The following is a 23,719-nucleotide window of genomic DNA, read 5'->3' as shown; positions in this document are numbered from 1 at the left end:
ACAATGAAAAGCACATCAATTTTAACAGCTATTTTAATGCTCGGCCTTTTAATGGGTTCCTGCAGCAATGATGACTCTGAATCACCCCAAGAACCTTTAGGGGCCTATGAAAGTGGAATTTTGGTGTCCAATGAGGGTCCTTTTGGAAATGGCACGGGTACGGTAACTTTTATTTCCAATGACCTAACCATTACGGAAAGCTCCTTATACAATAAGGTGAATGGAGAAGATTTAGGGAATATTGTCCAGTCGATAGGATTTGATGGGGACCAAGCTTATATCGTGGCCAATAATTCCAATAAGATAACCATTGTTAATAGGTACACTTTCGAAAAATTGGGCAGTATTACTGAAGGATTGGATAATCCCAGGTATTTTGCCTCAGCAAACAATACCGGATATGTGACCAACTGGGGTGATCCGTTTGATGAGACAGATGATTATGTAGCGATCATTAATTTGCAAAACTTCACCGTGGAGGGGACTATTCCCGTTGTCTTGGGGCCAGAGGATATTGTAGTAAAGGACAATACCATTTATGTAGCGCATCAGGGGGCCTATGGTCAAAACAATAAGATTACTGTAATAGATACCAGTACCAATGCCATTTTGGAAACCATATCGGTTGGAGATGTGCCAAATTCCCTTGTTTTGGATATACAGGGTAACTTATGGGTACTTTCAGGAGGAAATCCTAGTTATACCAATAATGAAACAGCAGGGGAGCTCACAAAGATTAATACCTCTTCCAATACTATTGTAAACACATGGGAATTTCAATCTACAGATCACCCTGGACTTTTATGCACCGATGGTGCTGATCTGTACTATCAATTAAATGGAGCTGTCTACAAAATGAACTCTACAGATAATACCCTGCCTTCAGGTCCCAAATTTGGAGGGGTCTCTTTCTACACTATGGCTGTTGCCGATGGTAAACTTTATGGAACAGATGCCAAGGACTTTGCAAGTCAGGGATCTTTGACTGTATATGACTTATCTAGCAACAATGCCATTGCAACATTAACAACAGGGATCATTCCAGGAGGAATTTATTTTAATTAAACTCACTATTGGCACATAAAAAAGGGCTTGGTTCAAAACCAAGCCCTTTTTTTATTTTTAATACTTTGTTTATTTTTCAAAAGTAGGAAGCTGTTTGTCCAAATACATGTTATCGCGAATGGGCGTAAACATTTTAGAACTGCTTATTAGGTCAACCGGCATTTTAACCGTAAAATCAATTTTACTCGATACTCCAGTGATTTCTTGTATTGCTCTTGCCAACAAAGGCTCGTTCACATTACCAAGTTGTCCAAGATTGCTCAAGTCTTCACGAAGCTCAATATCTGGCGTAAAACCTGCCGTATAATCAAAGAATCCAACGGAGTTTTCATTCCTGCCCACCAGGGGCTGTACTCCCCATGTGTTACTAGAATTGATTTTGTTTTCCGTGGAAGCACTATAGATGTAACTATTGGAGGGGTTATCGACCAAGGTAATGGAGAACTCATTTTTACCCCTTGTAGTTGTCCCTATGTGTACCACGTCAACATACGGATCCAAGCCATTCATTACCAATTCACTGGCAGAAGCTGAACTACCTGTAGCCAAAACATATACCTTACTCAAGTTCAACGTATTTATGGCATTGCCTTCTCCTGTTTCATTTGCAAAATAGTCCTCTAGTTGAGCGGAACTCAACTGGGGTTGAATTTTACTGTTCCAACGTTGTCGGATATACAATTGGTTGGTATTTGTGCCGTATACCATACTGGATAATAAACGGGAGGAATTTACAGAACCTCCAGGATTGTATCTAAAATCTAAAACCAGATCGGTAACTCCATTTGCTTTTAATGAGCCAAATGCATTGTTCAACTCTTCATCAAAATTGCGGGTGAAGCCATTGTACATGAGGTACCCAATTTTTTTGCCACTTACCTCAATTGTTTTGGTTATGAAGACAGGATTTTCCACCAATCCTTCAAACTTTGTCAAGGCCACCTCCCTATTATTAGGTGTGATGGTGTTGTTGTTTATGTCCGCCATATTTAAGGTATAACTGTCTGCATCCCCAAATAAGAGTTCAATATAATTATCGGCATTTAATGAAATCCCATTGACCCCAGTAAAAATGTCTCCTCTTTGTATCGCTTTTGTAGAAGCATCCGAATTGGGAATGATGTATCTTACGTAGCCAAAAACATCATTTCCCTCCCCATACAAAGACAGTCCAAATTCCAAACCATTACTTTTAGATACGCCTGCAAAAGATTGCACCAATTCGTTATAATCATTGGTAAAGAAACTAAACCTATCTTCAGAAAAACGCAATTTATTATCAAAGAAAAGCTCTGGGTCTGTTTCTGATTCCAAGAAAGCAGTATATTCTGCATCGGTAGAAAATTTGGTGTCGGAAAGATTGGATACATCCCCTTGCCAGAAATACCATAGGTTCATGGACTTCCACATAAAATCTTGCACAGTCACATCCGTAGTACCAATTGGATCTGGAGTGTCTGGATTGTCAATTAAATTTTCATCCTTGCTGCAACTGGTAAGGAACATTCCTATTCCTAGGAACAGTAAATACATCTTTTTCATAAATTTTCTTTTTAATCAACATGCTCAAATACCGTTCCAACTTTATGGATGCAAATAGCACTAATTTAGGTGGGTAATGGGCAACTTTTTTTATAATGGTCGAATAATGACGGTGTAAATTACTGAGATTATCAATAATAAAAAATTATTTGTAACAATTTTCGTTATACTTCGTCTTCCTATTAAGAGCCAAATAAAGGTTCCCAACAACCATACCAACAATGAAACAAGGAGAATTTTTAAATGTGGTGATGCCTTTTAAGGATAAGCTATATCGATTGGCCAAGCGTTTGCTGATTTCAAAGGAGGAAGCGGAGGATGCCACTCAGGAAATTTTACTAAAGCTATGGGCTAAAAAAGCCAACATGTCCAATTATAATAATGTCGAGGCTTTTGCGATGACGATGACAAAGAATTTTTGTCTTGACCGCTTAAAGTCGAAACAAGCTGGAAATTTAAAGCTCGTACACAGTAATTATAAAGATGAAAATACATCATTACAAAGTCAGTTGGAAGCCATAGACAGCGTTGATTGGGTTCAAAAAATAATGGAAGATCTGCCCGCACAACAGAAGCTGGTATTACAATTGCGAGATGTTGAGCAATATGAACTGAATGAAGTGGGAGAGTTGTTGGATATGAAACCAACCGCAGTACGGGTAGCCTTGTCAAGGGCCAGAAAAGAGGTAAGAGAAAAATTAAAAGAAAAACACAACTATGGAATTGGATAGAATAGATAAATTAATGGAAAAGTACTTTGAGGCTACCACAACGGTGGCCGAGGAGGATGTTTTGAGGGATTATTTCCTAAATGAAAAAGTAGCACCGCATTTAGAGCAGTATATTCCTTTGTTTCAATTCTTTTCCCGGGCCAAGGAAGAACAGTTTACCAAGCAGGTACCATTAAAACCTAGAAAAAAACACTTTAAATGGTTATCCGTTGCAGCAGTTGCAGTTCTTGTATTTGGCATATATTTTGGTAAAAACTACCAAGAAAAAAGAGAAGCAGAGTATGCTTATCAACAAACAAAGAAGGCGCTGACCCTTTTGGCTGAGAATTTCAGTCGAGGAACAGAAAAAGTGGCCTATTTAAATGAATTTGAAGTAACAAAACAAAAAATTTACAACAACAATTAAAAGTAAAAGAAATGAAAAAGATTTTCGCAATACTAGGAGTAGCATTATTGCCCTTTGCAGGATTTTCACAGTCCATGTTCGATAAATATGAAGATTTGGATAAAGTGAGCGCAGTGGTGGTCAATGAGAGCATGTTCAAATTATTGAGCAAAATAGAAGTAAATGTTGAAGAGCCCGAGGCTAAGGATTTTATGGAAATAGCCAAGAGTATCAAAAACTTAAAGGTGTTTATTACAGAAGACAAGGGCATATCTGCCGATATGAAATTATCTGTGGACAAGTACCTAAAAACAACGTCTTTGGTAGAACTTATGCGGGTAAAGGATAAGGATGCCAACGTTAAATTTTATATTAAAAGCGGTAAGGACGATGATCATGTAAGTGAATTGCTCATGTTTGTGACCGGCATTAACAATGCGAATATGGATGTTAATGGCCGTAAGGTTGAAACCGTATTACTTTCCTTGACAGGGGATATTGACTTAAATAAAATCAATTCCTTGACCAAGAAGATGAATCTGCCCCAAGAATTGAACAAGGCAGGCAAAAACAATAAAAAGTAAACCTATGAAAACATCAATAAAAAAATCCTTATTGGCATTAGTGGCCGTTGGGCTATTGGCAGCTTGTTCTTCCAATCAGAGTTTACAGGAATATTATGTGGACAATTCGGACAATCCAAATTTCATCTCTATTGATATACCTGCCAGTATTCTAAACTTGGACAAGGCGGAACTTTCATCAGAAGAAAAGAAGGCAGTACAATCATTGAAAAAGCTGAATGTATTGGCATTTAAAAAAACCTCTGAGAATGCTTCTGAATTTAAAATGGAAAGTGCAAAGGTGAATGCAATCTTGAAATCTGATAAATTCGTGGAATTGATGAAATTGAAATCATCTTATGGCAATGGGGTAGTAAAATACTTGGGCGATGACGATGCCATTGATGAGGTAATTATCTATGGTTCCAGTAAAGATCAAGGCTTTGCATTGATCAGGGTATTAGGCAATGACATGAACCCGGCCCATTTAATGACCCTCATGAAGGCCTTGCAAAAATCTGACTATAAAGGGGAAGAGCTTGGAAGCCTTCAAGATTTTATGAAAGGCTAATCAATCAATATAGAAACATAAAAAAACCTGCATCGAGTTGTTTGATGCAGGTTTTTTGTTACTATGAAGATCTTCAGACTTTCTTGAAATCGGAGGCGGATTAAGCGTTACTCCCATTCTTGTCTACCAATACCTGTAGGTTGTTCTTGCCAAAATCCAATGTTCTGATAGGGAATGGGATATTGATATTTTGCTTGTCGAAATGTTCTTTAATGATCTTAACAGCCTTATGTGTTGCTGCCAATTTCTGTTTATTGTCGGCCATGTCGATCCAGAAACGCGTTATAAAATTAATAGAACTGTCGCCAAATTCTGTAAAAAAGAACTCTACGGCTTCATTCTCTTTTTGTTCGAAATTTTCGGTGATGAGTCTAACCACCAAATCCTCAACATCTTGGAGGTTGCTTTCATAACCAACACCACAGGCAACAGATATCCTACTTCTTTCAGAAAGGGTATAATTGGTAAATGTCCCATCTATGAAGTTTGAATTGGGTATGATCACGTAATTGTTATCCGGCTGTCGAAGTACAATATTTCTAAGGTTGATTTCCGAAACAAAACCCGAATATCCGTCAGATTCTATAAAATCATTAATTTTTAAGTTTGGCATAAAAGAAAGGATCATACCGCCAAAAGTGTTATTCAGGGTGCCTTGTAAGGCCAGACCAATGGCAAGACCTAATACACCCGCCCCGGCCAAGATACTTGTGAGAACTTTGTTCAGTTCTAAAACCCCCAAAGCAACAAAAAAACCGAGAAGCATTATGGTTACAAATACGATCTTGCCAATAATGTCCTGCACAGATTTTTGACTGTCGGTTTTTGCCAATAATTTCTTTAGAAGGTTTCTGGTTATTTTGGCCAAAATGTAGAACAATACCATAACCACTATGGCCATGATTATATTGGGGAGCTTTAAAATGATAGCATCCAGCCATCCGTCCAATTTGTTGTATAGTTTGGAGACGGCATCTTCTAATTCGAAATTATTTTCCATTATTTTAAAATTTATATGGGTTTGTACATTTGTTTTCAATTCAGTTAGTTGGATGGTTTAAATCCCTCTTTTTTATGATATAGTGGTAAAGGACCAAAACCGTACCATCCGTGCGCATGACCAACGCTATTGTTTCTTTGTCTAAAATACTACAAAGGCGTTGTAGGAGAAAGCATGTAACGGCAAAATATAAAAAAGACCACCTGAGGGTGGTCTTTTTGAAGATTATTTTTGATTCAAATAGATTGATGTGCTGCTATAAAGGCACTATATCCCAGTATAATTGCTAGGTGTAATCGCTTTCAGTTCAGTTTTTATAGTTTCTGCCACTTCCAAAGTATCAATAAAACTGGCAATAGATTGTTGGCTTATCCTTTCATTGGTGCGAGTGAGTCCCTTTAGTGCCTCATATGGATTTGGATAGGCCTCCCGTCTTAATATGGTCTGTATGGCCTCTGCCACTACCGCCCAATTATTCTCCAGATCCTGTTCAAACTTTTCTTTGTTCAATAATAATTTGTTTAAGCCTTTTAAGGTAGATTGAAAAGCGATCAAGGTATGCCCAAAAGGAACTCCTACGTTCCTCAGAACGGTACTATCGGTTAAATCGCGCTGTAATCTGGACACTGGAAGTTTTGCGGATAAATGCTCAAATATGGCATTTGCAATTCCTAGGTTTCCTTCTGAGTTTTCAAAATCTATAGGGTTTACCTTATGTGGCATGGCCGAAGATCCAACTTCACCGGCTTTAATTTTTTGTTTGAAATAATCCATGGAAACATAGGTCCAAAAGTCCCTATCCAAATCAAGGATAATATTGTTGATTCGCTTTAACGTATCGAAAAGGGCGGCCATATGGTCGTAATGCTCAATCTGAGTAGTTGGGAAGGAATGGTGCAATCCTAATTTTCCCTGTACGAAGGTTGCACCAAAATTTTTCCAATCCACCTTTGGATAGGCAACCTTATGGGCGTTGTAATTACCTGTTGCACCGCCAAATTTTGCGGCACTCGGAATATCATTTAATAAATTGAACTGCTCTTTTAATCTGGTAGTAAAAACCTCTATTTCCTTTCCCAATCTAGTTGGGGAGGCAGGCTGTCCATGAGTCCTTGCCAACATAGGTATTGCCGCCCATTCATCGGCCAATTCCTGTAATTTGGTAAGGAGTTCCATATACTGGGGAACATATACCTCATTCATTGCCTCTTTTATGGAAAGGGGTATTGAGGTGTTGTTTATATCCTGTGAGGTAAGTCCAAAATGGATGAACTCCTTAAAGGATTGCAAACCTAATACGTCAAATGCCTTTTTAATGAAATACTCTACTGCCTTCACATCGTGGTTGGTCACCTGTTCTATTTCCTTGATGGCTTCGGCATCTGAGGTATCAAAGTTTTTATAGATATCCCTGAGGGCGTCAAATTTTGAATGATCAAAAGATTGTAATTGTGGAAGAGGTATTTCACAAAGGGCGATAAAATATTCAATTTCAACGCGTACTCTATATTTGATCAGTGCCTCCTCAGAGAAATAGGGGGCCAAAGTAACTGTTTTGCTTCTGTAGCGCCCATCAATAGGGGATATGGCATTTAATTCGTTTAATGACATCTTTTAGGAAATTGGTTATTTTTTTGAAAGGGTCAAAGATAGTTATTACTTAAGGAGTTTAAAAGTTTATCAGGGGCAATGGATTAAGATTCTGTGCTTAAAGTGTATTATTTTACCAAAATGTGATTGTCCATAGTTTTTTATTAATAATTGATATCCAATCTGATCTATTCTAAATAGAAAAGTGTTTGGATTTTACCCATTGGGAAAATTCATTCTTGATCTTAAATTTAGTATTTTTCTTGCTCGAATCTTTCAATATGAAAATTGTAAAAAAAATTGGGTGGATTTTATTGATCGGCTTAATAGCCATGCAGTTTTATAGACCTGCCAAGAATGTGGAAATTGGGGACCATACTGCCGTTTTTCTATCAGAAACCAATCCGCCCCAAGAAGTGAAACTAATTTTAGAAACTACCTGTTTCGATTGCCATAGTAATAATACGGTATATCCGTGGTATAACCATATTGCACCGGTGTCCTATTGGCTGGCAGACCATGTAAAGGATGGAAAAAAACATTTAAATTTTTCGGAATGGGAAAGTTATACTTCAAAAAAGAAGGACCATAAATTGGAGGAATTGGTAGAAGAGGTAGAAGGTGGGGAAATGCCACTAAAGGAATATACTTGGACCCATAAGGAGGCTCGGTTAACCCCGGCACAAAAGGAAATGGTCATGGCATGGGCAAAAAAATCTAGAGTTCTCTACCAATTAGGCCCTCGACCACAGTAGGTACACCTTTGACGGCCGTTTCTTGAACGATGACCAAGTTTTCAAATGCTGACGGAGACATATTAGGTTTAGGATCTATATAATAAATAGGGGAACGGGTCGGGGCAAAATGCACGAGGCTGGCCGCAGGATATACCTGCATAGAGGTTCCTATGATCATAAGGATATCTGCGTCTTGTGTAATTCCAATGGCTTTATCCAACATGGGGACCTCTTCCCCAAACCACACTATGTGCGGTCGTAACTGACTCCCTTTGTCACATGTATCACCTAATTTAAGATCAGTTTTCCAGTCAATGACGACATCTGGATCAATGCTGCTTCTGACTTTCAGTAATTCTCCATGTAAATGAATCACATTAGAACTGCCGGCCCGCTCATGAAGGTCATCAACGTTCTGGGTAATAATGGTAACATCATATGATTTTTCCAGTTGGACCAAGGCCATATGGGCCTGATTGGGAAGTACATCAAAAAGTTGTTTTCGTCTCTGGTTGTAAAAATTGAGCACCAAACTTGGATTGTTGGCATATCCTTCCGGGGTGGCAACTTCCATGACATCATGTCCCTCCCATAGCCCATTGGAGTCCCTAAAGGTTTTAAGGCCACTTTCTGCGCTGACCCCAGCACCTGTAAGTACTACTATTTTTTTCCTCATTGCTCCTTACTTAATACTTGTTACAGTATAAAAATAGAGATTTTAGTATATTCGATGTATGATGGATGAGCAACTTTTAAGTTATTTGGAGGAATTTATAACTCCTGAACGCAAGGCGAAGTTCATAAAGATATTGGAACAACGCACAAATTACCTTACTGTTGCGGTTGAGGATGTGTACCAAATGCATAATACTAGCGCCGTAGTAAGAAGTTGTGATATTTTTGGAGTGCAAGGGGTGCACCTAATAGGAAGTAGGTATGGACAAAGTCTTGATTCCGAAATAGCTATGGGAGCCCAGAAATGGGTAGATGTACATCGGTACAACAACACAAAAGATTGTCTCTCGATTCTTAAAAATAAGGGGTATAAAATTATTGCGACTACGCCCCATAATGATTCCTGTTTCCTGGATGAGTTTACATTGACGGGAAAGACTGCCCTTTTTTTCGGCACCGAAAGAGATGGTTTGAGCGAGGAGGTGATGAAGAATGCAGATGGCTTTCTCAAGATTCCCATGGTGGGCTTTACCGAAAGCCTCAATATTTCTGTATCTGCAGCAATCATCCTACAGCAGCTGACCTCTAATTTGAGAAATGGGGAGCTCCCATGGCAACTAACTGAGGAGGAAAAGATGGAAAAAATGCTGGACTGGACAAAAAAATCCATCAAAAGTATAGACGACATCCTAGAGCGTTACTACAGCAATAAATAACAAATATTCACTATATTTAAGTACAACTAAACCATAAGAACCTATGACCACTATACTATATATTATTCTAGCGATCGTACTTTTAATTGTTGTGCTATCTATTTTAGGACCCAAGCATTATGATGTTTCCAGGTCAATAGAAATTTCCAAGCCAAAAGCGGAGGTTTTTGAGTATTTGAAGTATTTGAAAAACCAACAAAAGTGGTCCCCATGGGATAAAAAGGAGCCGGATATGGAAAAGAGATTTACCGGAACGGATGGGGAAGTTGGAGCGATAAGTTACTGGAAAGGAAAGAAAGTAGGGGAAGGGGAGCAGGAGATCACCAAAATTGTTGAAGGGGAACGGATGGAAGGCGAGCTGCGCTTTATGAAGCCTTTTAAATCAACCTCGGACTGCTATTTGATCGCAGAGGAGGTTTCTCCCAACAACACCAAAGTAATTTGGGGGTTTAAGGGTAGAAATGCTTTTCCAATGACCGTAATGTCACTTTTTATGAATATGGACAAAATGGTGGGGAAGGATTTTGAAGAAGGTTTGGGAGATCTAAAAGTTTTACTTGAAAAAAGCTAGTTATGGAACACAATATGATAGGTTGGTTTGAGATTCCCGTAACAAACATGGAGCGTGCCAAAAAGTTTTATGAAGCCGTGTTTGACATTACCATAGAAGTGCACGATGTGGGGGTTATAAAAATGGGCTGGTTCCCCTATGCATCAGGAAAATCAGGTACTTCAGGATCTTTGGTGCAGCACGAAATGTATGAACCCAGTGAAAAAGCTGGACCCTTACTTTATTTTTCATGCAAGGATGTTTCCGTGCCACTCGGAAAGATTGAAAAAGCGGGTGGAAAAATAATTCAAGCCAAAAAAGAGATAGGTGGGGGGCATGGTTTTATGGCATTGTTCATAGATACGGAAGGCAATAGGTTGGCCCTACATTCCCAGCAATAATTCAGATATAAAATATAGAGGCCTCGGCCCTTGCACCGAATCTTACCGGAATTACGCTTGTGCCTATTCCTTTGGACACATACATTTTCGTCTCTTTACTTTCATACCAACCTTTAACATACCTGCCACTCCCGCCAGGAGTATATAAAATTTTTCCAAAAAAAGTTATTTGCCCACCATGGGTGTGCCCGGATAAAATGAGTTTAATCTTGGTTCCCAATCTACGGTTGATACGTTCGATATCGTCTCTGTAACCGGGGCAATGGTTTAGAACAATGGTCTCCAAGGATTTATCCACATTTTTAGCAGCTTTATAAAAGTCAGCATTTCCCCCGATGTAATCATCCAAGCCGATGATATTAAGCGTTCTTTTCCCTTTTTTAAGGCTGCAATTTTCATTCACTAAAAGCTCACCATTATTGTCGTGGTACACTTTTTTTAAGGCTTGTATATCTACGTTCCCGGAGTATTCAACATTGCCCAAAATAGCAACCTTGTATATGGAATGATCTATTAATCCTAGAAAATTGCTGAGGAGTGGCAGCCTGCTATTGTAATTGATGGCGTCTCCGGTAATAAAAAGGACGTCCGGTTGCTCTTTGTTGATGCGTAGCGCAATAGCGTGATGAAAGGTTTTAATTTCATCTAAATGCATATCCGTTATTTGAATGGACTTTATCTTTTGATCTTCCCGCCCAGAAATATCATATTCTGTCCAACTGATGATATACTTTTCAAACCAGAATCCGTCCAATACCAAGAGACCAAAAATACCGGTAGCCCCAGTGAGCAGTCTTATGACAAAATTCCTCCTGTTTATTTTCATCTGTACAAAAAAGGTGTTTTAAGCAGTTTTTTGAGATCTGAACAAAATATTTGGTACCGTCTGCTTATTTTTTGAGTTCCAAAAGCACCATGTCGAACTCATTGTCCAAAGTGACTTTACCTTTCTTAACTTCAACTTCTGTATTTGAGAACGTGTCCATTAACTTGGTCCCATCTCCAAAGAATCCTTTTACGCTGATTTCTTTTTTGCCTTTTGGCAGGTCTAGCCCTACCACGACCTTATCTTTAAAATCCGTATTGACATAGCTTCTGCTAAATACATAAGGTTTAGAGGAGATCATTTTATGATCACCAGCCCCTACTGCAGGGTGGTTGTCCCTAAACTGACCCAATTTTTGCCAATGTTTAAGAATTAGTTGTTTTTTTGGAATACTATCCAATTCTTCCCAGTTCATAAAGGAACGCAGGGTGGCATCTCCCTCTGTACCCGCTATTGTTAAGTTTCTAGAGGTTTCATCACCATAATAAATTTGTGAGGCCCCAGGGGTCAACAACAAAATATTGGCATCGTAATACGGTGTTTTTCGTTCTTTGTCAAACGGACTGCCATCATCATGGGAAGTGAGGTAATTTAAAACGCTTTTTCCTTTTAACTTAGAATTTAAAAGTTCGTGATATTTTTTAAATACCTTTTCATAGTCCCTGCTCTGAGCATCGTACTTTAATTCAAAATTGATGAGACTTTTAAATCCATAATTGAAATAGTCTACCTTTTTATCTCCAAAATCATATTCCCTACCGCCAGAAATACCATAATTGTATACCTCACCCACCATATAGAATGGATTTTCATCTAGGATAAGATCTGGGTGTTTCTTTTTCCAGGTGTCAAATGCGAAGGAAGCTTCCTTGTATAGCTCGGCCCACGCCTGTTCAGTAGAGTGTTTAACGGTATCTACCCTAAATCCGTCAATGCCGTAATCATTCACATAATCCGTCAGCCATTTGATGATATAGAACCTAGGAGCCCTAGAGTAACCGGTGCGTTCAAAAAATAATTGTAGTTCATCCAATTCGGTACTCAAGCGTCCTTCATTCTTCCATTTAGCCAAGAGAGCATCTGGAATCGCAACACCTTCGTCAGTCTCTGTGCGGATATCTGGTAGGTTATCGACAAGGACACAATTCGTTGTATTCTCATAGGTTGTAAATTGGCACACAGGTTCTGTACGCACCCATTCCGTTGGCCATAGAGGATCTTTTTCAGTGACCGGACCAGTATGGTTCAGTACAACATCCAATAATACGCGTATGCCATTCTTGTGGGCCGTCTTCACAAGTTTTTCCAAGTCTTTTTTAGTTCCAAAATTAGGATCCAATGCTGTCCAGTCCTTTGCCCAATAGCCATGGTAGCCATAGGTCATTCCTGTGCCTTCATCTGTGCCACCATGTATTTGCTCAACAACAGGTGTAAACCAGATGGCATTGACACCAAGGTCCGTAAAATACCCATCTTCTATTTTTTTTGTGATTCCCTGAATGTCTCCACCCATAAACCCTCTTAATTCACCAGTTTCCTCATTTCTTTCGAAACTTACATCATTATCTGGATTGCCATTATTAAAACGGTCGGTCAGTAGAAAGTAAATATTGGCTCCTTCCCAAACAAAGGGTTTGGCGACTTTTGTAGTTGGAATTGAATCTGTTGCGGTATTGACAGTGGCAACTTCTTGTTTTTTTTCCTCTTTACACGCTATAGTAAGTGCAATAATTGCAGTGGCAATTAGCAGTTTTTTCATTTCCTACAATTTTGTCTAAAGCTATAAAATGAAAACTGAAAACGAAAATTTATTTCAGAATGGAAATTCATGCATTACGCAGGATAATTTTTGAATCAAGGTCGACCAAAAAAGCGTCATGAAGGGAATTCTATCTTTTTCTGTTGAGCACCTTAAAATCTTCATAACAGCTGCTAATGGCGTCTAGGATTTGAAGATCATTTGCTGTTTTAATAAAGGAGCTGGAATAATTGCAGTTGTTAAGGATATCTTCAATGTCCACTTTTTCAATTTGAAGTAATTCTGTGAGCAGTTCTCGATCAAATTTTGAAGCTAGAAGGTCTCTTATTTCATCCTCGTCCTTTACCATTCTCAACTTTCGCATTTCTCTTGGTTTTTTACCAAAGAGGTTCCGTAAGAGGTCAGCCGGATTCAGGATGGCGCCCAACACCTTTGTAACGGCACTCGGGTTCTTGCTCCCGGCCTCATAACTTTTAGAGAGACCTGAAATACTATATTGAAAGCCTTCATTGATCGGTAGATTTTTTACATCTATCTCCAAATATCCTGTAAGTTGGTATGGTTTAACAATGACCTCTTCCAAGGCATAAGCCAGTTCTGTTAAGGCTATTTTGGTGTTCTCAAACTTGAACATATCATTGGTCACTCTGATCTTCTGGGTCTTAAAACCAAGATAGGAAAGATATAGGGTATCGTTTACGGCCGCTGTAATGGAGAATTCTCCCTTTTGGTTGGTGATGGTACCCTTTACCTGATTGAGATTGATGATGTGGACACTCTCCAGAAGTTCTTCTGTTTGGGCATTTACCACAATCGCAGAAAGTTTTTCTGAATCGTTGGTGTTTTGATTTTCTTGGGCAATTCCAAGAACACAAAACATAGTAAAGCAAGCAAATAAAAAGTACCTCATTAATCTAAATCCTAATTTAAGTCAGTAAACTAAATAAAAAAATACGCCGAAGCGTATTTTTTTAATATACAATTAACTAAAAGAAGCCATTTTTCTTTTTGGACGATTTCCTTCCGGAGTCTTTTTTGCGACTATCGGAGGCGCTTCGTTCACGGCCTTTTCCGCCGCTGCGTCTTCCGCCACGATCACTATCTCCGCCACCGCTGCGTCTTCCACCGAATGATTCACTGCGTTTTCCGCCGCTGCGTCTTCCGCCGCTTCGGCTTCCGCCTCCGCCACCACCTGGGTTCTTGGAAATTTCAACATTTATAAACCTTCCGTCCAATTTAAAGTCGGTAAAGGTTTTTAAAATTAGTTCGGTTACCGAGGCATCTGTATTAAAGAAAGAGAAACTTTCTTTAACGTCTACTTTGTAAATATCATCCTGACCTACGTTAAGGGTGTCCCTTAAGAAATCCTTTAAGGACATCCAATCGTAATCATCCTTTTCACCAACATTTATAAAGTAACGAACAGAACCATCACTAGGTATTTGTGCAGGACGGTCAGAATCATTTCTGCGATCTCCACCATCCGATGTGTTCAGGTCTTTGGTCTTGTTATAATAGTTGAAGAATCTAGTAAATTCAACAGAGATTATTTTTTTGATCAATTCTTCGCGGTCAATTCCCTTGAAAACGTCATTGATTGCAGGTAAATAGCTTTCAACTTCTTCATTGATAGAAGTGTCCTTTATTTTGTTGGCCAAATGGTACAACTGAATTTCGCAAATCTCCATTCCCGTTGGGATTTTTTTGGAGATGAACTTCTGATTTAGCTTATTTTCAATAGCCTTTATCTTGCGCAATTCGCTACGGGTTATGATCACCATTGAAATACCGGACTTTCCTGCTCTACCAGTACGACCACTACGGTGTGTATAGGTTTCAATTTCATCAGGCAGTTGGTAGTTGATCACGTGGGTGATATCATCAACATCTATTCCCCTAGCGGCAACATCTGTGGCCACCAACATTTGAATTTGTTTTTTACGGAACGAGTTCATTACCAAATCTCGTTGGTTCTGGCTCAAATCTCCGTGAAGTGCACCTGCATTGTATCCATCTTCAATCAATTTTTCGGCAACTCTTTGCGTATCCCTTTTGGTTCTACAAAAAATTACGGAGAAAATATCAGGATTGGTATCAGCCAATCTTTTTAGGACAGGGTAACGATCCCTTCCGCCAGCTACATAATATTCGTGCTGTACGGTTGTTGCGCCTGAATTTTTGGTCCCCACTGTAATTTCCTGAGGGTTATTCATAAATTTCTTCGCAATAGTTGCCACTTCTCTGGGCATTGTTGCGGAGAATAACCATGTGTTTTTTTCCTTTGGGGTATTTGAAAGGATATCCTTAATATCCTCCATAAAGCCCATGTTCAACATTTCATCGGCCTCATCTAAAACACAATAGTCGATTTTTGAAATGTCTACCATTCCACGACCGATCATATCCTTCATACGACCTGGAGTAGCAACAATAATTTGGGCCCCTCTTTTAATCTGTCTTGCCTGATCGGTAATGCTGGCACCACCATAAATGGCAACAACATTAATGCTTCTTTCGTATTTGGAATACAATTGAAGTTCATTGGTGATCTGCAAACATAATTCCCTCGTAGGAGAGAGGATCAATCCTTGAGTTGTTCTACTGTCTTTATCTATTTTTTGGATAAGTGGAAAACCAAAAGCTGCGGTTTTACCTGTACCGGTTTGGGCCAAAGCTACCAAATCCGTGTCGTCTTCCAATAAGATTGGAATTGCCATTTCTTGTACTTCCGATGGGGTTTCAAATCCTAAATCAGAAATAGCATCAAGTAGGGACTTGTCTAGTCCCAGTGCTTCAAACTTTGTCATAATATGTTAATCTTAATCGCAAATATGAATGTTGCATAGAGCGATTATTCTTTATAACCTATTATACTCAGCGCAACACATGCTATACCAGCGGCGTTATTTCAAGGCGCAAAAGTACTGTTAATATTTGACATATCGACTATAATTGTGCAATACTTTGAAACCCAGCAGATACGCGTCTTTTAAAGGGGTATTGAAGATAAATTTAAAGGGTTTTCCTTTGAATAAGGTCCAAAAAGGCTTGTAGCCTTATTATTATTTCAGATTTTTTAAATAATCTATTAATTGTTTCATGGCTTTGCCTCTATGGCTTATTTCGTTCTTCACAGAAATAGAGAGTTCGGCAAATGTCTTGTCATATCCTTTTGGCCTAAAGATGGGATCATAACCGAAACCCCCTTTACCACTTTTTTTCGTGGTTATTTCGCCCAATACGATTCCATTGAACAATACCTTTTGCCTTTCCAGGTGCAGTGCGATGGTGGTTTTGAAGCGTGCATCCCTGTTGGTCTGCCCTTCCATTTCCGCCAAGAGCTTGTCCATGTTATCCTCAGAACTCTTATTTGTCCCGGCATACCTTGCAGAATATACCCCAGGAGCTCCGTCGAGTGCATCTACCATAAGTCCGGTATCATCTGCAAAACAGGCGTAGCCATAATTATCGGTGACATAATTTGCTTTGATGATGGCATTGCCTTCTATGGTGTCTGCGGTTTCAGGAATTTCATCGTTACAGCCGATGTCATCCAACGACCGTAAGGTGATGTGCTTGGGCAGAAGTAATTGCACTTCTTTGAATTTATTTTTGTTATGAGTGGCAAATACCAGTTCCATAGCTATGGTTTATTGCGAAGGTACAAAGAGTATTGTCTTGCTTTAAGTAATGCTCGGTCAAAATTACTAAATTTAAATCCTAATAGATTTTTGCTATGAAATTAAAATTGCCCCCTGCACTTGTGTTTTTCATTTTTGGTGGTTTAATGTATGCTTTGGACGTGTTATTGCCTGTAGGAGAGTTCGATTTTTTTGGACGGCTTTGGTTAATGAGGTTTTTGTTGGTTTTGGGCATGTCGATAGGTGGCATCTCTTTGCTCCAGTTTGTGAAGGCAAAAACAACTATTGATCCATTGGCACCATCAAAGAGTTCACGTTTGGTTACCAATGGGGTTTATAAGATATCTAGGAATCCAATGTATTTAGCTCTTTTGTTGCTCTTGTTGGCATTTGGCCTATGGTTGGGTAATGTTTTTAACACCTTATTGGCTGCAGGATTTGTTTCCTATATGAATGCTTTTCAGATCAAACCTGAAGAAAAAGCATTGGTAAAACTCTTTGGAAAGGAGTATCAGCAGTACTGCATTCAGGTAAGAAGATGGTTCTGATTATCAGTTTATTGTCTTATACTTAAAAATATTAGCATATTTACTTATATTGTCATATATTAGCTTAATAGCTTATAAACATGATTGCAATTATAACAGGTGATATTATAAATTCTGAAACATATCAGGTTTCGGATTGGTTGGTGGGACTAAAAGCCTATTTATCCACCTTGGGAACGACCCCAAAGGATTGGGATATTTACAGGGGTGACGAATTTCAGTTAAAGGTGGATCCAGATGCCGCGTTAAAAGTAGCGATAGAAATAAAATCGCTGATAAAGCAGTTCAAGGGGTTGGACGTCCGGATGGCCATAGGCATAGGCGAAGAGAGCTATAGTGGGGAAGGGATCAGTGAATCCAATGGACCGGCCTATCAATTATCGGGCAGAACCTTTGAAACCCTTAAAGAGCAAAAGTTGAATTTGGCCATAGCTACTTCCGATAAAAAAAAGGACAACACGCTCAATCTAGTTTTTAAACTGGCTTTGGAATTTATGGACCATTGGTCCGTCGTTTCTGCTGAAATTGTGGCCCTGTCCCTTCAAAATCCTGATAGTTCACAACAAGAATTAGCCGATGTGCTAAAGATAAAACAATCTGCAGTTAGTCAGCGATTTAAGAGGGCCAAAGCAGAGCTAGTTTTAGAGGTGCTCAATTTTTACGATACTACTATTAACGAACTTAAAATATGACATTATTTATTAAGCTGCTATTGGCCCATTTAATTGGGGATTTCATGTTGCAACCCACCAAGTGGGTTATACACAAAGAAGCGAATAAGGTAAAATCCAAATACCTTTATTTGCATACCCTTGTACATTTTCTTCTTATAGTCCTTTTGTTGTGGGACATAGGCTATTGGAAATTGGCATTGGTCATCAGTGTGTCCCATTTTGTGATAGATCTATTAAAACTCTATGCCAGTAATTGGATAAAGAAAAAAAGCGTTCTTTTTTTTACAGATCAGGCATTTCATTTAATAGTACTCTACATATGTGCCTATAACAGCAACCTAGTGGAGCATACAGTTGTCCTGTTGCGCCATATAAATTGGGCATTGATCACCGCTGTGGTATTTGTAACCTATCCCGCTGCCGTTGTCATGGGCAAGCTGCTGGAAGGATTTTCAGATCAAATACAAATAGATCATAAGTCACTTCCCAATGCAGGAAAATATATTGGTATCATAGAACGATTGTTTGTTTTGCTCTTTATCATCATTGGAAGATGGGAAGTCATTGGATTGTTGATCACTGCCAAATCGGTTTTTAGATTTAATGACCTAAAGGAAAGCAACAACAGGAAGCTCACGGAGTATATTTTGATCGGGACATTATTGAGTTTTGGAATCGCTATTCTTACCGGCTTCGTATTTATAAGTTTGCAAAGTGGCCTTTAATCCAATTTATAGAACAAGATTCTGTTTTTTTTATTGACCTTTAATAATAGGTAATACCGAGCTGTTCAATATCTTGAAATAGGAATTTCATAAATTTTAATGTGATATAAAATGATATTAGCAGCAATTTTGTGAGAATGCTGACGTGAAATCCTTTTTAACCGAAAATAGATAAATTGAAGAAATTTAATTTTTACTTTTACGGCTCAAATTTTAGACAACAATGGTAGAAGTGGGCAGGAAATACGTATTCGATTTTGACAGTACACTTACGCGGGTAGAGGCTTTGGATGTCTTGGCTGAAATAACGCTGAAAGACAAATCCAATAAAAATGAGATCATTAATGAGATCCAGAAGATTACCAATCTGGGCATCGACGGCGATATCTCCTTTACAGAGTCTTTAGAGCGCCGTATTAAATTATTGAACGCCCATAAGGACGACTTGGAGCCTTTGGTTTCTGAACTCCGTCAAAAAATTTCCAAATCCATAGAATCCAATAAAGATTTCTTTCAGAATTATTCTGAAGATATTTATGTAATTTCATGCGGGTTCAAAGAATTTATAGATCCCATTGTGGAAGAATATGATATTCCTTCCAGCAGGGTATATGCAAATACCTTTAAATTTGATGCCGAAGGGTTTATTATCGGTTTTGATGAAGCCAATGTGTTGGCATCCCACAACGGTAAGATAGAATGCCTAAGAAGCTTAAAATTAGAAGGGGAAGTACAAGTAATCGGAGATGGATACAGCGATTACGTAATGCGAGAGGCCGGAATAGCCGATAAGTTTTTCGCATATACAGAAAATGTATCCCGTGAAAAGGCGACAAGAAAGGCCGATCACGTTACACCTAACCTAGATGAATTTTTATTTGTGAACGATTTACCAAGAAAAATATCCTATCCTAAAAATAGAATCAAGATTCTATTATTGGAAAATGTCCATCAAGCTGCATTTGAAAATCTTTCAAATGAAGGATTTACGGTCGAATTAGTGAAGAGCAGTCTTTCAGAAGAAGAACTGATCGAAAAAATTAAAGGAGTACATGTTTTGGGAATACGATCCAAAACCCAGGTAACCAAAAAAGTATTGGACGCTGCCGATAAATTGTTGGTTGTGGGTGCCTTTTGTATAGGAACCACCCAGATAGATCTAGACAATTGTAGACGCAAGGGCGTGGTGGTATTCAATGCCCCTTATAGCAATACACGATCGGTGGTGGAATTGGCCATAGGACAAATCATTATGCTGATGAGAAGTGTTTTTCCAAGAAGTATGGAAATTCATCAGGGCCAATGGAACAAAACCGCTGCCAATTCCCGTGAAGTCAGGGGTAAGAATTTAGGTATCGTGGGATATGGGAACATTGGAAAGCAATTGTCCGTCTTGGCCGAGGCCATTGGAATGCGGGTCTATTACTATGATGTAGCAGATCAATTGGCCCTAGGAAATGCAATAAGGTGCAATTCATTGGAGGATTTGTTGAATGTTTCGGATGTGGTAACCCTTCATATTGATGATAATAAGGCAAATAACAATTTTATAGGGGAGAGGGAGATCAATCAAATGAAGGACGGTGCAATGCTCATCAACCTTGCCCGTGGGTTTGTAGTAGATATCCCAGCATTGGTCAATGGTCTCAAAAGTGGGAAACTAGGTGGTGCTGCAATTGATGTTTATCCGGAAGAGCCTAGATCCAATGGAGATTTTATCACGGAGTTACAAGGTATCCCCAATGTGATCTTAACGCCACACGTGGGAGGTAGTACAGAAGAAGCCCAGCGCGATATTGCAGATTTTGTTCCCAATAAAATCATGGACTATATCAACTCTGGGAATACGGTAGATGCTGTGAATTTCCCAAATATTAGATTGCCAAAACAAAACAATGCCCATAGATTCCTGCATATCCATAAGAACGTTCCAGGTATCATGGCTAAAATTAATGAAGTCTTGGCCAGATATGAAATGAACATTACCGGTCAGTACCTATCTACGGATAATGAAGTAGGTTATGTGATCTCAGATTTGGATAAGGAGTATAACAAAGAAGTAATAAAAGCACTTAAGAAAATAGAGAATACCATTAAATTCAGGGTCCTGTATTAGACAATTCTTTCGAGAGGAACTTATTGGATAAACTTTAAGAACCCTATCCCCAACAATTTATTGATGGTGATAGGGTTCGTTCTTTAAAATAGTAAAAGCCCTATAGATTTGTTCTACAATGAACAAGCGAACCATTTGATGGGAGAATGTCATTTTGGACAAACTTAGTTTGCCCTGGGCCTTTTGGTATATTTCATCGCTAAATCCATAAGGACCACCAATTACAATGACCATCCTTTTGATCCCCGCATTCATTTTCTTTTGAAGATAGCTGGAAAATTCAATGGAGGTATGCTGTTTGCCCTGTTCATCCAACAAGACCAGAACATCTGTAGGTTGTAACCTTTTTAGTATGGCTTCTCCTTCTTTCTCTTTTTGTTGAACTTCAGATAAGTTTTTCACATTTTTGATATCGGGGACAATATCGAGCTCAAATTTAATATAGTGCTTCAATCTTTGCTCGTATTCAGCGATTAATTCCTGTAAATGAGTACTATCCGTTTTGCCTATGGCAAGAAGTTTTATCGTCATGCGCCAAAGTTAAGACTTCCAAAAATATCTTTACCAATGTCGCATTTCAATTTTGGGATTAGTTTTTACTAAATTAGCATGAATCAAAATAATACTATGATTTCAGAAGCCCAATTTCAGCACGAAATAGATTTGATAATAAGTAATGCCATTCGGGAGGATGTTGGTGATGGCGATCATAGTTCTCTGGCCTGTATTCCAAGTACAGCTAAAGGAAAGGCAAAATTATTGGTAAAGGATGAAGGTATTATTGCCGGGGTTGAATTTGCCAAAAAAGTATTTCAATATGTAGACAAGGAAATGAAGGTAGAAACTTTTATTTCAGATGGTGAGAGGGTAAAATATGGCGATATTGTGTTCAACGTTAACGGTAGTTCACAAAGCATTCTAAAGGCAGAACGCCTCGTGCTCAATGCTATGCAGCGTATGAGTGCCATAGCGACCAAGACCAATTTTTTCGTCAAGTTATTGGAAGGCACAACAACCAAGATCTTGGATACCCGTAAGACCACCCCAGGATTACGTGCCGCAGAAAAATGGGCTGTAAAAATAGGTGGTGGAGAAAACCACAGGTTTGCACTTTATGATATGATTATGTTGAAGGACAACCATATAGATTTTGCAGGAGGGATTACCCATGCCATAAATAAAACAAAGCAGTATTTGACCGATACGAATAGAGAATTGAAGATTATTGTAGAGGCAAGGGATTTGAACGAAGTCTCCGAAATACTTGCTGCGGGAGGTGTTTATAGAATACTGTTGGATAACTTCAATTTTGAGGATACTAAAAAGGCAGTACATTTAATTGGGGATAGCTGTTTAACTGAGTCTTCCGGTGGCATTAACGAGAAGACCATTAGAAGGTATGCAGAATGTGGGGTAGATTTTATTTCCTCAGGTGCCCTGACCCATTCCGTTTACAATATGGACTTAAGTCTTAAAGCCTTGTAAATGTCAGAAGAAATAGAGAGAAAACTCAGTAAGATCCCTGTTATCAACAGGATGGTTGCTCTTTTCAAGCAAATTAAACTTCCAGCATTCGAAGGCCTTTCCTTTTATGACTTGGTGGAGATGTATTTTCTTGGAATCATCAGGGGAGCGTTATCTACAAGAGCCAGTTCTATATCTTTTAGTCTGTTTATGGCCCTTTTTCCGCTGCTTATTTTTTTGGTAACCTTGGTGCCGTTTATAATTCCCCTGGTAAGTGTGGGTGAAAACGATTTTGACATGCAATTATTGGTATTCTTGGAATCTTTTCTTCCTACGGCTACAGGAGATTATTTTAGTGAGATCTATCAACAGATCAAGGACCAAAAACAGGGAGGTTTGTTATCATCTGCATTTTTGATCTCCATTTTTTTGATGGCCAATGGTGTTAATGCCATTTTTGATGGCTTTGAAAATTCATATCACGTAAACCTTACAAGAAGTTTTTTTAGGTCTTATGCCTACGCTTTAATGGTAGGAGTCATATTGTCTGTAATGTTAATAGTAGGGGCCGTGGTATTTATCTATTTTGAATTTTATATTTTGGATTATTTCGGAAATATGGCTGCCAGATCCAGAGGGTACGAGATTGATAAAGGCGATATCTTTTTGGTGGAAGTAGGTAAAATTTTATTTTTCACTTTGTTGACGTACTTAACTACGGCCATCTTGTATTATTTTGGTACGGCTGAAGGCAAGGAAGCAAAATTTTTCTCAGCTGGGGCATTGATGACCACACTTTTGTTTTTGATGACTTCATATCTTTTTGGTGTTTATGTGGAGAAAATCTCCAGATATAATGAATTATACGGTGCTTTGGGAGGATTATTGATTTTAATGGTTTTTATATGGTTAAATTCCAATATCTTGCTACTTGGATTTGAACTGAATGCAACCCTGAATTACTTACGAAAAAAAATGAACACAGATGGAGAGAGCGTATAGATTTTTAGTGGTAGGTATTGCCTTATGCTTTATGCAGATGGCCAACGCTCAAAGTGTCTTTGGGAAATGGAAGACGATAGACGACAGAAATGGTCAACCAAAAGCTATTATCAAAGTCTATAAGGAGGATAATAAAATGCAGGGTGTCGTTCAAAAGATATTGGAGAAAGGCAAGGAGAACGCTAAATGTGAGAAGTGCGATGGGGATCTGAAAGACAAGGATATCTTGGGCATGAAAATTATTGAAGATGTAGTAGAGGAGGAGGATGGAGTTTGGAAAGGAAAAAAACTTTTCGATCCTGAACAGGCTATGACATTCAGATGTAAAATCTGGTTAAATCCAGATAATCCCAATGAGTTAAAGGTAAGGGGATATTTAGCCTTTATTTACAGAACACAAACCTGGTTGAGGGTACTGGAGTAAGCTTAGTTTTGATT

Annotated in this window: 26 protein-coding genes; 16 read left to right on the top strand and 10 right to left on the bottom strand. The window is 38.7% G+C overall.

All coding sequences use genetic code 11. The annotated features are described in order from the left end of the window. The first annotated feature begins 3 nt into the window (after positions 1 to 3). Entirely contained in the window at positions 4 to 1,065 is a 1,062-nt protein-coding gene (locus SB49_RS05760; RefSeq protein WP_062054692.1) for a DUF5074 domain-containing protein, read from the top strand. A gap of 69 nt (positions 1,066 to 1,134) precedes the next feature. Here SB49_RS05760 and SB49_RS05755 read toward each other — a convergent pair whose 3' ends face one another. Next, positions 1,135 to 2,607, bottom strand: a complete 1,473-nt coding sequence (locus SB49_RS05755) for a S41 family peptidase (protein WP_062054690.1) — start codon at positions 2,605 to 2,607, stop codon at positions 1,135 to 1,137. A 221-nt stretch (positions 2,608 to 2,828) separates the two neighbouring features. Between SB49_RS05755 and SB49_RS05750 the strand changes: the two genes are divergently transcribed. From SB49_RS05750 to SB49_RS05735, 4 genes are read left to right on the top strand one after another with little or no spacing between them, the layout of a single operon-like run. Further along, positions 2,829 to 3,338: an RNA polymerase sigma factor gene (locus SB49_RS05750; protein WP_062054688.1), complete on the top strand. Its 510-nt coding sequence runs from the start codon at positions 2,829 to 2,831 to the stop codon at positions 3,336 to 3,338. After that, positions 3,325 to 3,744, top strand: coding sequence for a hypothetical protein (locus tag SB49_RS05745; protein ID WP_062054685.1), 420 nt, complete (start codon positions 3,325 to 3,327; stop codon positions 3,742 to 3,744). The genes SB49_RS05750 and SB49_RS05745 overlap by 14 nt, the downstream gene beginning before the upstream one ends. Positions 3,745 to 3,755: 11 nt before the next feature. Next, the gene (locus tag SB49_RS05740) at positions 3,756 to 4,307 is read left to right on the top strand and encodes a DUF4252 domain-containing protein (RefSeq protein ID WP_062054684.1); all 552 of its coding nucleotides are present in this window, start codon (positions 3,756 to 3,758) and stop codon (positions 4,305 to 4,307) included. A 4-nt stretch (positions 4,308 to 4,311) separates the two neighbouring features. After that, positions 4,312 to 4,857: a DUF4252 domain-containing protein gene (locus SB49_RS05735; RefSeq protein ID WP_062054682.1), complete on the top strand. Its 546-nt coding sequence runs from the start codon at positions 4,312 to 4,314 to the stop codon at positions 4,855 to 4,857. 100 nt (positions 4,858 to 4,957) lie between these two features. Here the strand turns inward: SB49_RS05735 and SB49_RS05730 are convergent, their stop codons facing one another. After that, positions 4,958 to 5,857 carry a mechanosensitive ion channel family protein gene (locus SB49_RS05730; RefSeq protein ID WP_062054680.1) on the bottom strand — a complete coding sequence of 300 codons (900 nt, stop codon included), beginning with the start codon at positions 5,855 to 5,857 and terminating at the stop codon, positions 4,958 to 4,960. A gap of 267 nt (positions 5,858 to 6,124) precedes the next feature. Beyond that, a complete protein-coding gene (gene purB, locus SB49_RS05725) occupies positions 6,125 to 7,468 on the bottom strand; it encodes an adenylosuccinate lyase (RefSeq protein ID WP_062054678.1) in 1,344 nt (447 codons plus the stop codon). Between the two features lie 260 nt (positions 7,469 to 7,728). Here purB and SB49_RS05720 point away from each other — a divergent pair, with 260 nt between their 5' ends. Continuing rightward, positions 7,729 to 8,202 carry a heme-binding domain-containing protein gene (locus tag SB49_RS05720; protein WP_062054676.1) on the top strand — a complete coding sequence of 158 codons (474 nt, stop codon included), beginning with the start codon at positions 7,729 to 7,731 and terminating at the stop codon, positions 8,200 to 8,202. Here the strand turns inward: SB49_RS05720 and SB49_RS05715 are convergent. Next, the gene (locus tag SB49_RS05715; RefSeq protein WP_062054674.1) at positions 8,165 to 8,860 is read right to left on the bottom strand and encodes an SIR2 family NAD-dependent protein deacylase; all 696 of its coding nucleotides are present in this window, start codon (positions 8,858 to 8,860) and stop codon (positions 8,165 to 8,167) included. The genes SB49_RS05720 and SB49_RS05715 overlap by 38 nt on opposite strands. A 58-nt stretch (positions 8,861 to 8,918) precedes the next feature. On the opposite strand from SB49_RS05715, the gene SB49_RS05710 reads away from it, so the two are divergent. The 3 genes from SB49_RS05710 to SB49_RS05700 are packed head-to-tail and all read left to right on the top strand — an operon-like array spanning position 8,919 to position 10,526. After that, positions 8,919 to 9,575 (top strand): TrmH family RNA methyltransferase, encoded by a 657-nt coding sequence (locus SB49_RS05710; RefSeq protein WP_062054672.1) that lies wholly within the window; start codon positions 8,919 to 8,921, stop codon positions 9,573 to 9,575. A gap of 43 nt (positions 9,576 to 9,618) precedes the next feature. Continuing rightward, positions 9,619 to 10,146, top strand: coding sequence for an SRPBCC family protein (locus tag SB49_RS05705; protein WP_062054670.1), 528 nt, complete (start codon positions 9,619 to 9,621; stop codon positions 10,144 to 10,146). Positions 10,147 to 10,148: 2 nt separating this feature from the next. Beyond that, positions 10,149 to 10,526 (top strand): VOC family protein, encoded by a 378-nt coding sequence (locus tag SB49_RS05700; protein ID WP_062054668.1) that lies wholly within the window; start codon positions 10,149 to 10,151, stop codon positions 10,524 to 10,526. A gap of 1 nt (position 10,527) precedes the next feature. On the opposite strand, the gene SB49_RS05695 is transcribed toward SB49_RS05700, so the two are convergent. The 5 genes from SB49_RS05695 to SB49_RS05675 form a co-directional block, all read right to left on the bottom strand. After that, positions 10,528 to 11,352 (bottom strand): metallophosphoesterase, encoded by an 825-nt coding sequence (locus SB49_RS05695; RefSeq protein ID WP_062054666.1) that lies wholly within the window; start codon positions 11,350 to 11,352, stop codon positions 10,528 to 10,530. A 64-nt stretch (positions 11,353 to 11,416) separates the two neighbouring features. Further along, the gene (locus SB49_RS05690; RefSeq protein WP_062054663.1) at positions 11,417 to 13,111 is read right to left on the bottom strand and encodes an alpha-amylase family glycosyl hydrolase; all 1,695 of its coding nucleotides are present in this window, start codon (positions 13,109 to 13,111) and stop codon (positions 11,417 to 11,419) included. A 130-nt stretch (positions 13,112 to 13,241) separates the two neighbouring features. Then, positions 13,242 to 13,991, bottom strand: a complete 750-nt coding sequence (locus SB49_RS05685) for a carboxypeptidase-like regulatory domain-containing protein (RefSeq protein WP_235537845.1) — start codon at positions 13,989 to 13,991, stop codon at positions 13,242 to 13,244. Between the two features lie 106 nt (positions 13,992 to 14,097). After that, positions 14,098 to 15,918, bottom strand: a complete 1,821-nt coding sequence (locus SB49_RS05680; protein ID WP_062054659.1) for a DEAD/DEAH box helicase — start codon at positions 15,916 to 15,918, stop codon at positions 14,098 to 14,100. 255 nt (positions 15,919 to 16,173) lie between these two features. After that, the gene (locus tag SB49_RS05675) at positions 16,174 to 16,752 is read right to left on the bottom strand and encodes a non-canonical purine NTP diphosphatase (protein ID WP_062054657.1); all 579 of its coding nucleotides are present in this window, start codon (positions 16,750 to 16,752) and stop codon (positions 16,174 to 16,176) included. Positions 16,753 to 16,847: 95 nt separating this feature from the next. On the opposite strand from SB49_RS05675, the gene SB49_RS05670 reads away from it, so the two are divergent. The 4 genes from SB49_RS05670 (at position 16,848) to serA (ending at position 20,815) form a co-directional block, all read left to right on the top strand. Beyond that, the gene (locus SB49_RS05670; RefSeq protein ID WP_062054655.1) at positions 16,848 to 17,300 is read left to right on the top strand and encodes a methyltransferase family protein; all 453 of its coding nucleotides are present in this window, start codon (positions 16,848 to 16,850) and stop codon (positions 17,298 to 17,300) included. Positions 17,301 to 17,380: 80 nt separating this feature from the next. Further along, positions 17,381 to 17,992 carry a SatD family protein gene (locus tag SB49_RS05665; RefSeq protein WP_062054653.1) on the top strand — a complete coding sequence of 204 codons (612 nt, stop codon included), beginning with the start codon at positions 17,381 to 17,383 and terminating at the stop codon, positions 17,990 to 17,992. Continuing rightward, complete coding sequence (locus SB49_RS05660; RefSeq protein WP_062054651.1) at positions 17,989 to 18,699, top strand: DUF3307 domain-containing protein; 711 nt, start codon at positions 17,989 to 17,991, stop codon at positions 18,697 to 18,699. Before SB49_RS05665 ends, SB49_RS05660 begins: the two co-directional genes overlap by 4 nt. Positions 18,700 to 18,922: 223 nt before the next feature. Beyond that, on the top strand, positions 18,923 to 20,815 hold the full coding sequence (gene serA / locus SB49_RS05655; protein ID WP_062054649.1) for a phosphoglycerate dehydrogenase: 1,893 nt from the start codon (positions 18,923 to 18,925) through the stop codon (positions 20,813 to 20,815). Between the two features lie 57 nt (positions 20,816 to 20,872). Here the strand turns inward: serA and rlmH are convergent, their stop codons facing one another. Beyond that, a complete protein-coding gene (gene rlmH, locus SB49_RS05650) occupies positions 20,873 to 21,346 on the bottom strand; it encodes a 23S rRNA (pseudouridine(1915)-N(3))-methyltransferase RlmH (RefSeq protein WP_062054648.1) in 474 nt (157 codons plus the stop codon). Positions 21,347 to 21,442: 96 nt separating this feature from the next. Here rlmH and nadC point away from each other — a divergent pair, with 96 nt between their 5' ends. Genes nadC through SB49_RS05635 form a run of 3 tightly spaced genes read left to right on the top strand, consistent with a single transcriptional unit; the run spans position 21,443 to position 23,705 of the window. Then, positions 21,443 to 22,300: a carboxylating nicotinate-nucleotide diphosphorylase gene (nadC, locus tag SB49_RS05645; RefSeq protein ID WP_062058913.1), complete on the top strand. Its 858-nt coding sequence runs from the start codon at positions 21,443 to 21,445 to the stop codon at positions 22,298 to 22,300. Then, entirely contained in the window at positions 22,301 to 23,281 is a 981-nt protein-coding gene (locus SB49_RS05640; RefSeq protein ID WP_062054646.1) for a YihY/virulence factor BrkB family protein, read from the top strand. After that, entirely contained in the window at positions 23,265 to 23,705 is a 441-nt protein-coding gene (locus SB49_RS05635; RefSeq protein ID WP_062054644.1) for a DUF2147 domain-containing protein, read from the top strand. The genes SB49_RS05640 and SB49_RS05635 overlap by 17 nt, the downstream gene beginning before the upstream one ends. The last annotated feature ends 14 nt before the right edge of the window (positions 23,706 to 23,719 follow it).

Origin of the sequence: Sediminicola sp. YIK13 (assembly GCF_001430825.1) — a bacterium.
Taxonomy (GTDB): domain Bacteria; phylum Bacteroidota; class Bacteroidia; order Flavobacteriales; family Flavobacteriaceae; genus Sediminicola.
This window is presented reverse-complemented; position numbering and strand designations above follow the sequence as displayed.

Excerpts from the sequence above, each read along its gene's own strand:
- SB49_RS05635 (WP_062054644.1), top strand. The coding sequence starts at position 23,265 with ATGGAGAGAGCGTATAGATTTTTAGTGGTAGGTATTGCCTTATGCTTT.
- SB49_RS05735 (WP_062054682.1), top strand. The coding sequence starts at position 4,312 with ATGAAAACATCAATAAAAAAATCCTTATTGGCATTAGTGGCCGTTGGG.
- SB49_RS05750 (WP_062054688.1), top strand. The coding sequence starts at position 2,829 with ATGAAACAAGGAGAATTTTTAAATGTGGTGATGCCTTTTAAGGATAAG.
- SB49_RS05705 (WP_062054670.1), top strand. The coding sequence starts at position 9,619 with ATGACCACTATACTATATATTATTCTAGCGATCGTACTTTTAATTGTT.
- SB49_RS05670 (WP_062054655.1), top strand. The coding sequence starts at position 16,848 with ATGAAATTAAAATTGCCCCCTGCACTTGTGTTTTTCATTTTTGGTGGT.
- SB49_RS05660 (WP_062054651.1), top strand. The coding sequence starts at position 17,989 with ATGACATTATTTATTAAGCTGCTATTGGCCCATTTAATTGGGGATTTC.
- SB49_RS05755 (WP_062054690.1), bottom strand. The coding sequence starts at position 2,607 with ATGAAAAAGATGTATTTACTGTTCCTAGGAATAGGAATGTTCCTTACC.
- SB49_RS05685 (WP_235537845.1), bottom strand. The coding sequence starts at position 13,991 with ATGTTTTGTGTTCTTGGAATTGCCCAAGAAAATCAAAACACCAACGAT.
- SB49_RS05675 (WP_062054657.1), bottom strand. The coding sequence starts at position 16,752 with ATGGAACTGGTATTTGCCACTCATAACAAAAATAAATTCAAAGAAGTG.
- SB49_RS05720 (WP_062054676.1), top strand. The coding sequence starts at position 7,729 with ATGAAAATTGTAAAAAAAATTGGGTGGATTTTATTGATCGGCTTAATA.
- rlmH (WP_062054648.1), bottom strand. The coding sequence starts at position 21,346 with ATGACGATAAAACTTCTTGCCATAGGCAAAACGGATAGTACTCATTTA.
- SB49_RS05700 (WP_062054668.1), top strand. The coding sequence starts at position 10,149 with ATGGAACACAATATGATAGGTTGGTTTGAGATTCCCGTAACAAACATG.
- SB49_RS05640 (WP_062054646.1), top strand. The coding sequence starts at position 22,301 with ATGTCAGAAGAAATAGAGAGAAAACTCAGTAAGATCCCTGTTATCAAC.
- serA (WP_062054649.1), top strand. The coding sequence starts at position 18,923 with ATGGTAGAAGTGGGCAGGAAATACGTATTCGATTTTGACAGTACACTT.
- nadC (WP_062058913.1), top strand. The coding sequence starts at position 21,443 with ATGATTTCAGAAGCCCAATTTCAGCACGAAATAGATTTGATAATAAGT.
- SB49_RS05730 (WP_062054680.1), bottom strand. The coding sequence starts at position 5,857 with ATGGAAAATAATTTCGAATTAGAAGATGCCGTCTCCAAACTATACAAC.
- SB49_RS05695 (WP_062054666.1), bottom strand. The coding sequence starts at position 11,352 with ATGAAAATAAACAGGAGGAATTTTGTCATAAGACTGCTCACTGGGGCT.
- purB (WP_062054678.1), bottom strand. The coding sequence starts at position 7,468 with ATGTCATTAAACGAATTAAATGCCATATCCCCTATTGATGGGCGCTAC.
- SB49_RS05715 (WP_062054674.1), bottom strand. The coding sequence starts at position 8,860 with ATGAGGAAAAAAATAGTAGTACTTACAGGTGCTGGGGTCAGCGCAGAA.
- SB49_RS05745 (WP_062054685.1), top strand. The coding sequence starts at position 3,325 with ATGGAATTGGATAGAATAGATAAATTAATGGAAAAGTACTTTGAGGCT.
- SB49_RS05690 (WP_062054663.1), bottom strand. The coding sequence starts at position 13,111 with ATGAAAAAACTGCTAATTGCCACTGCAATTATTGCACTTACTATAGCG.
- SB49_RS05665 (WP_062054653.1), top strand. The coding sequence starts at position 17,381 with ATGATTGCAATTATAACAGGTGATATTATAAATTCTGAAACATATCAG.
- SB49_RS05680 (WP_062054659.1), bottom strand. The coding sequence starts at position 15,918 with ATGACAAAGTTTGAAGCACTGGGACTAGACAAGTCCCTACTTGATGCT.
- SB49_RS05740 (WP_062054684.1), top strand. The coding sequence starts at position 3,756 with ATGAAAAAGATTTTCGCAATACTAGGAGTAGCATTATTGCCCTTTGCA.
- SB49_RS05760 (WP_062054692.1), top strand. The coding sequence starts at position 4 with ATGAAAAGCACATCAATTTTAACAGCTATTTTAATGCTCGGCCTTTTA.
- SB49_RS05710 (WP_062054672.1), top strand. The coding sequence starts at position 8,919 with ATGATGGATGAGCAACTTTTAAGTTATTTGGAGGAATTTATAACTCCT.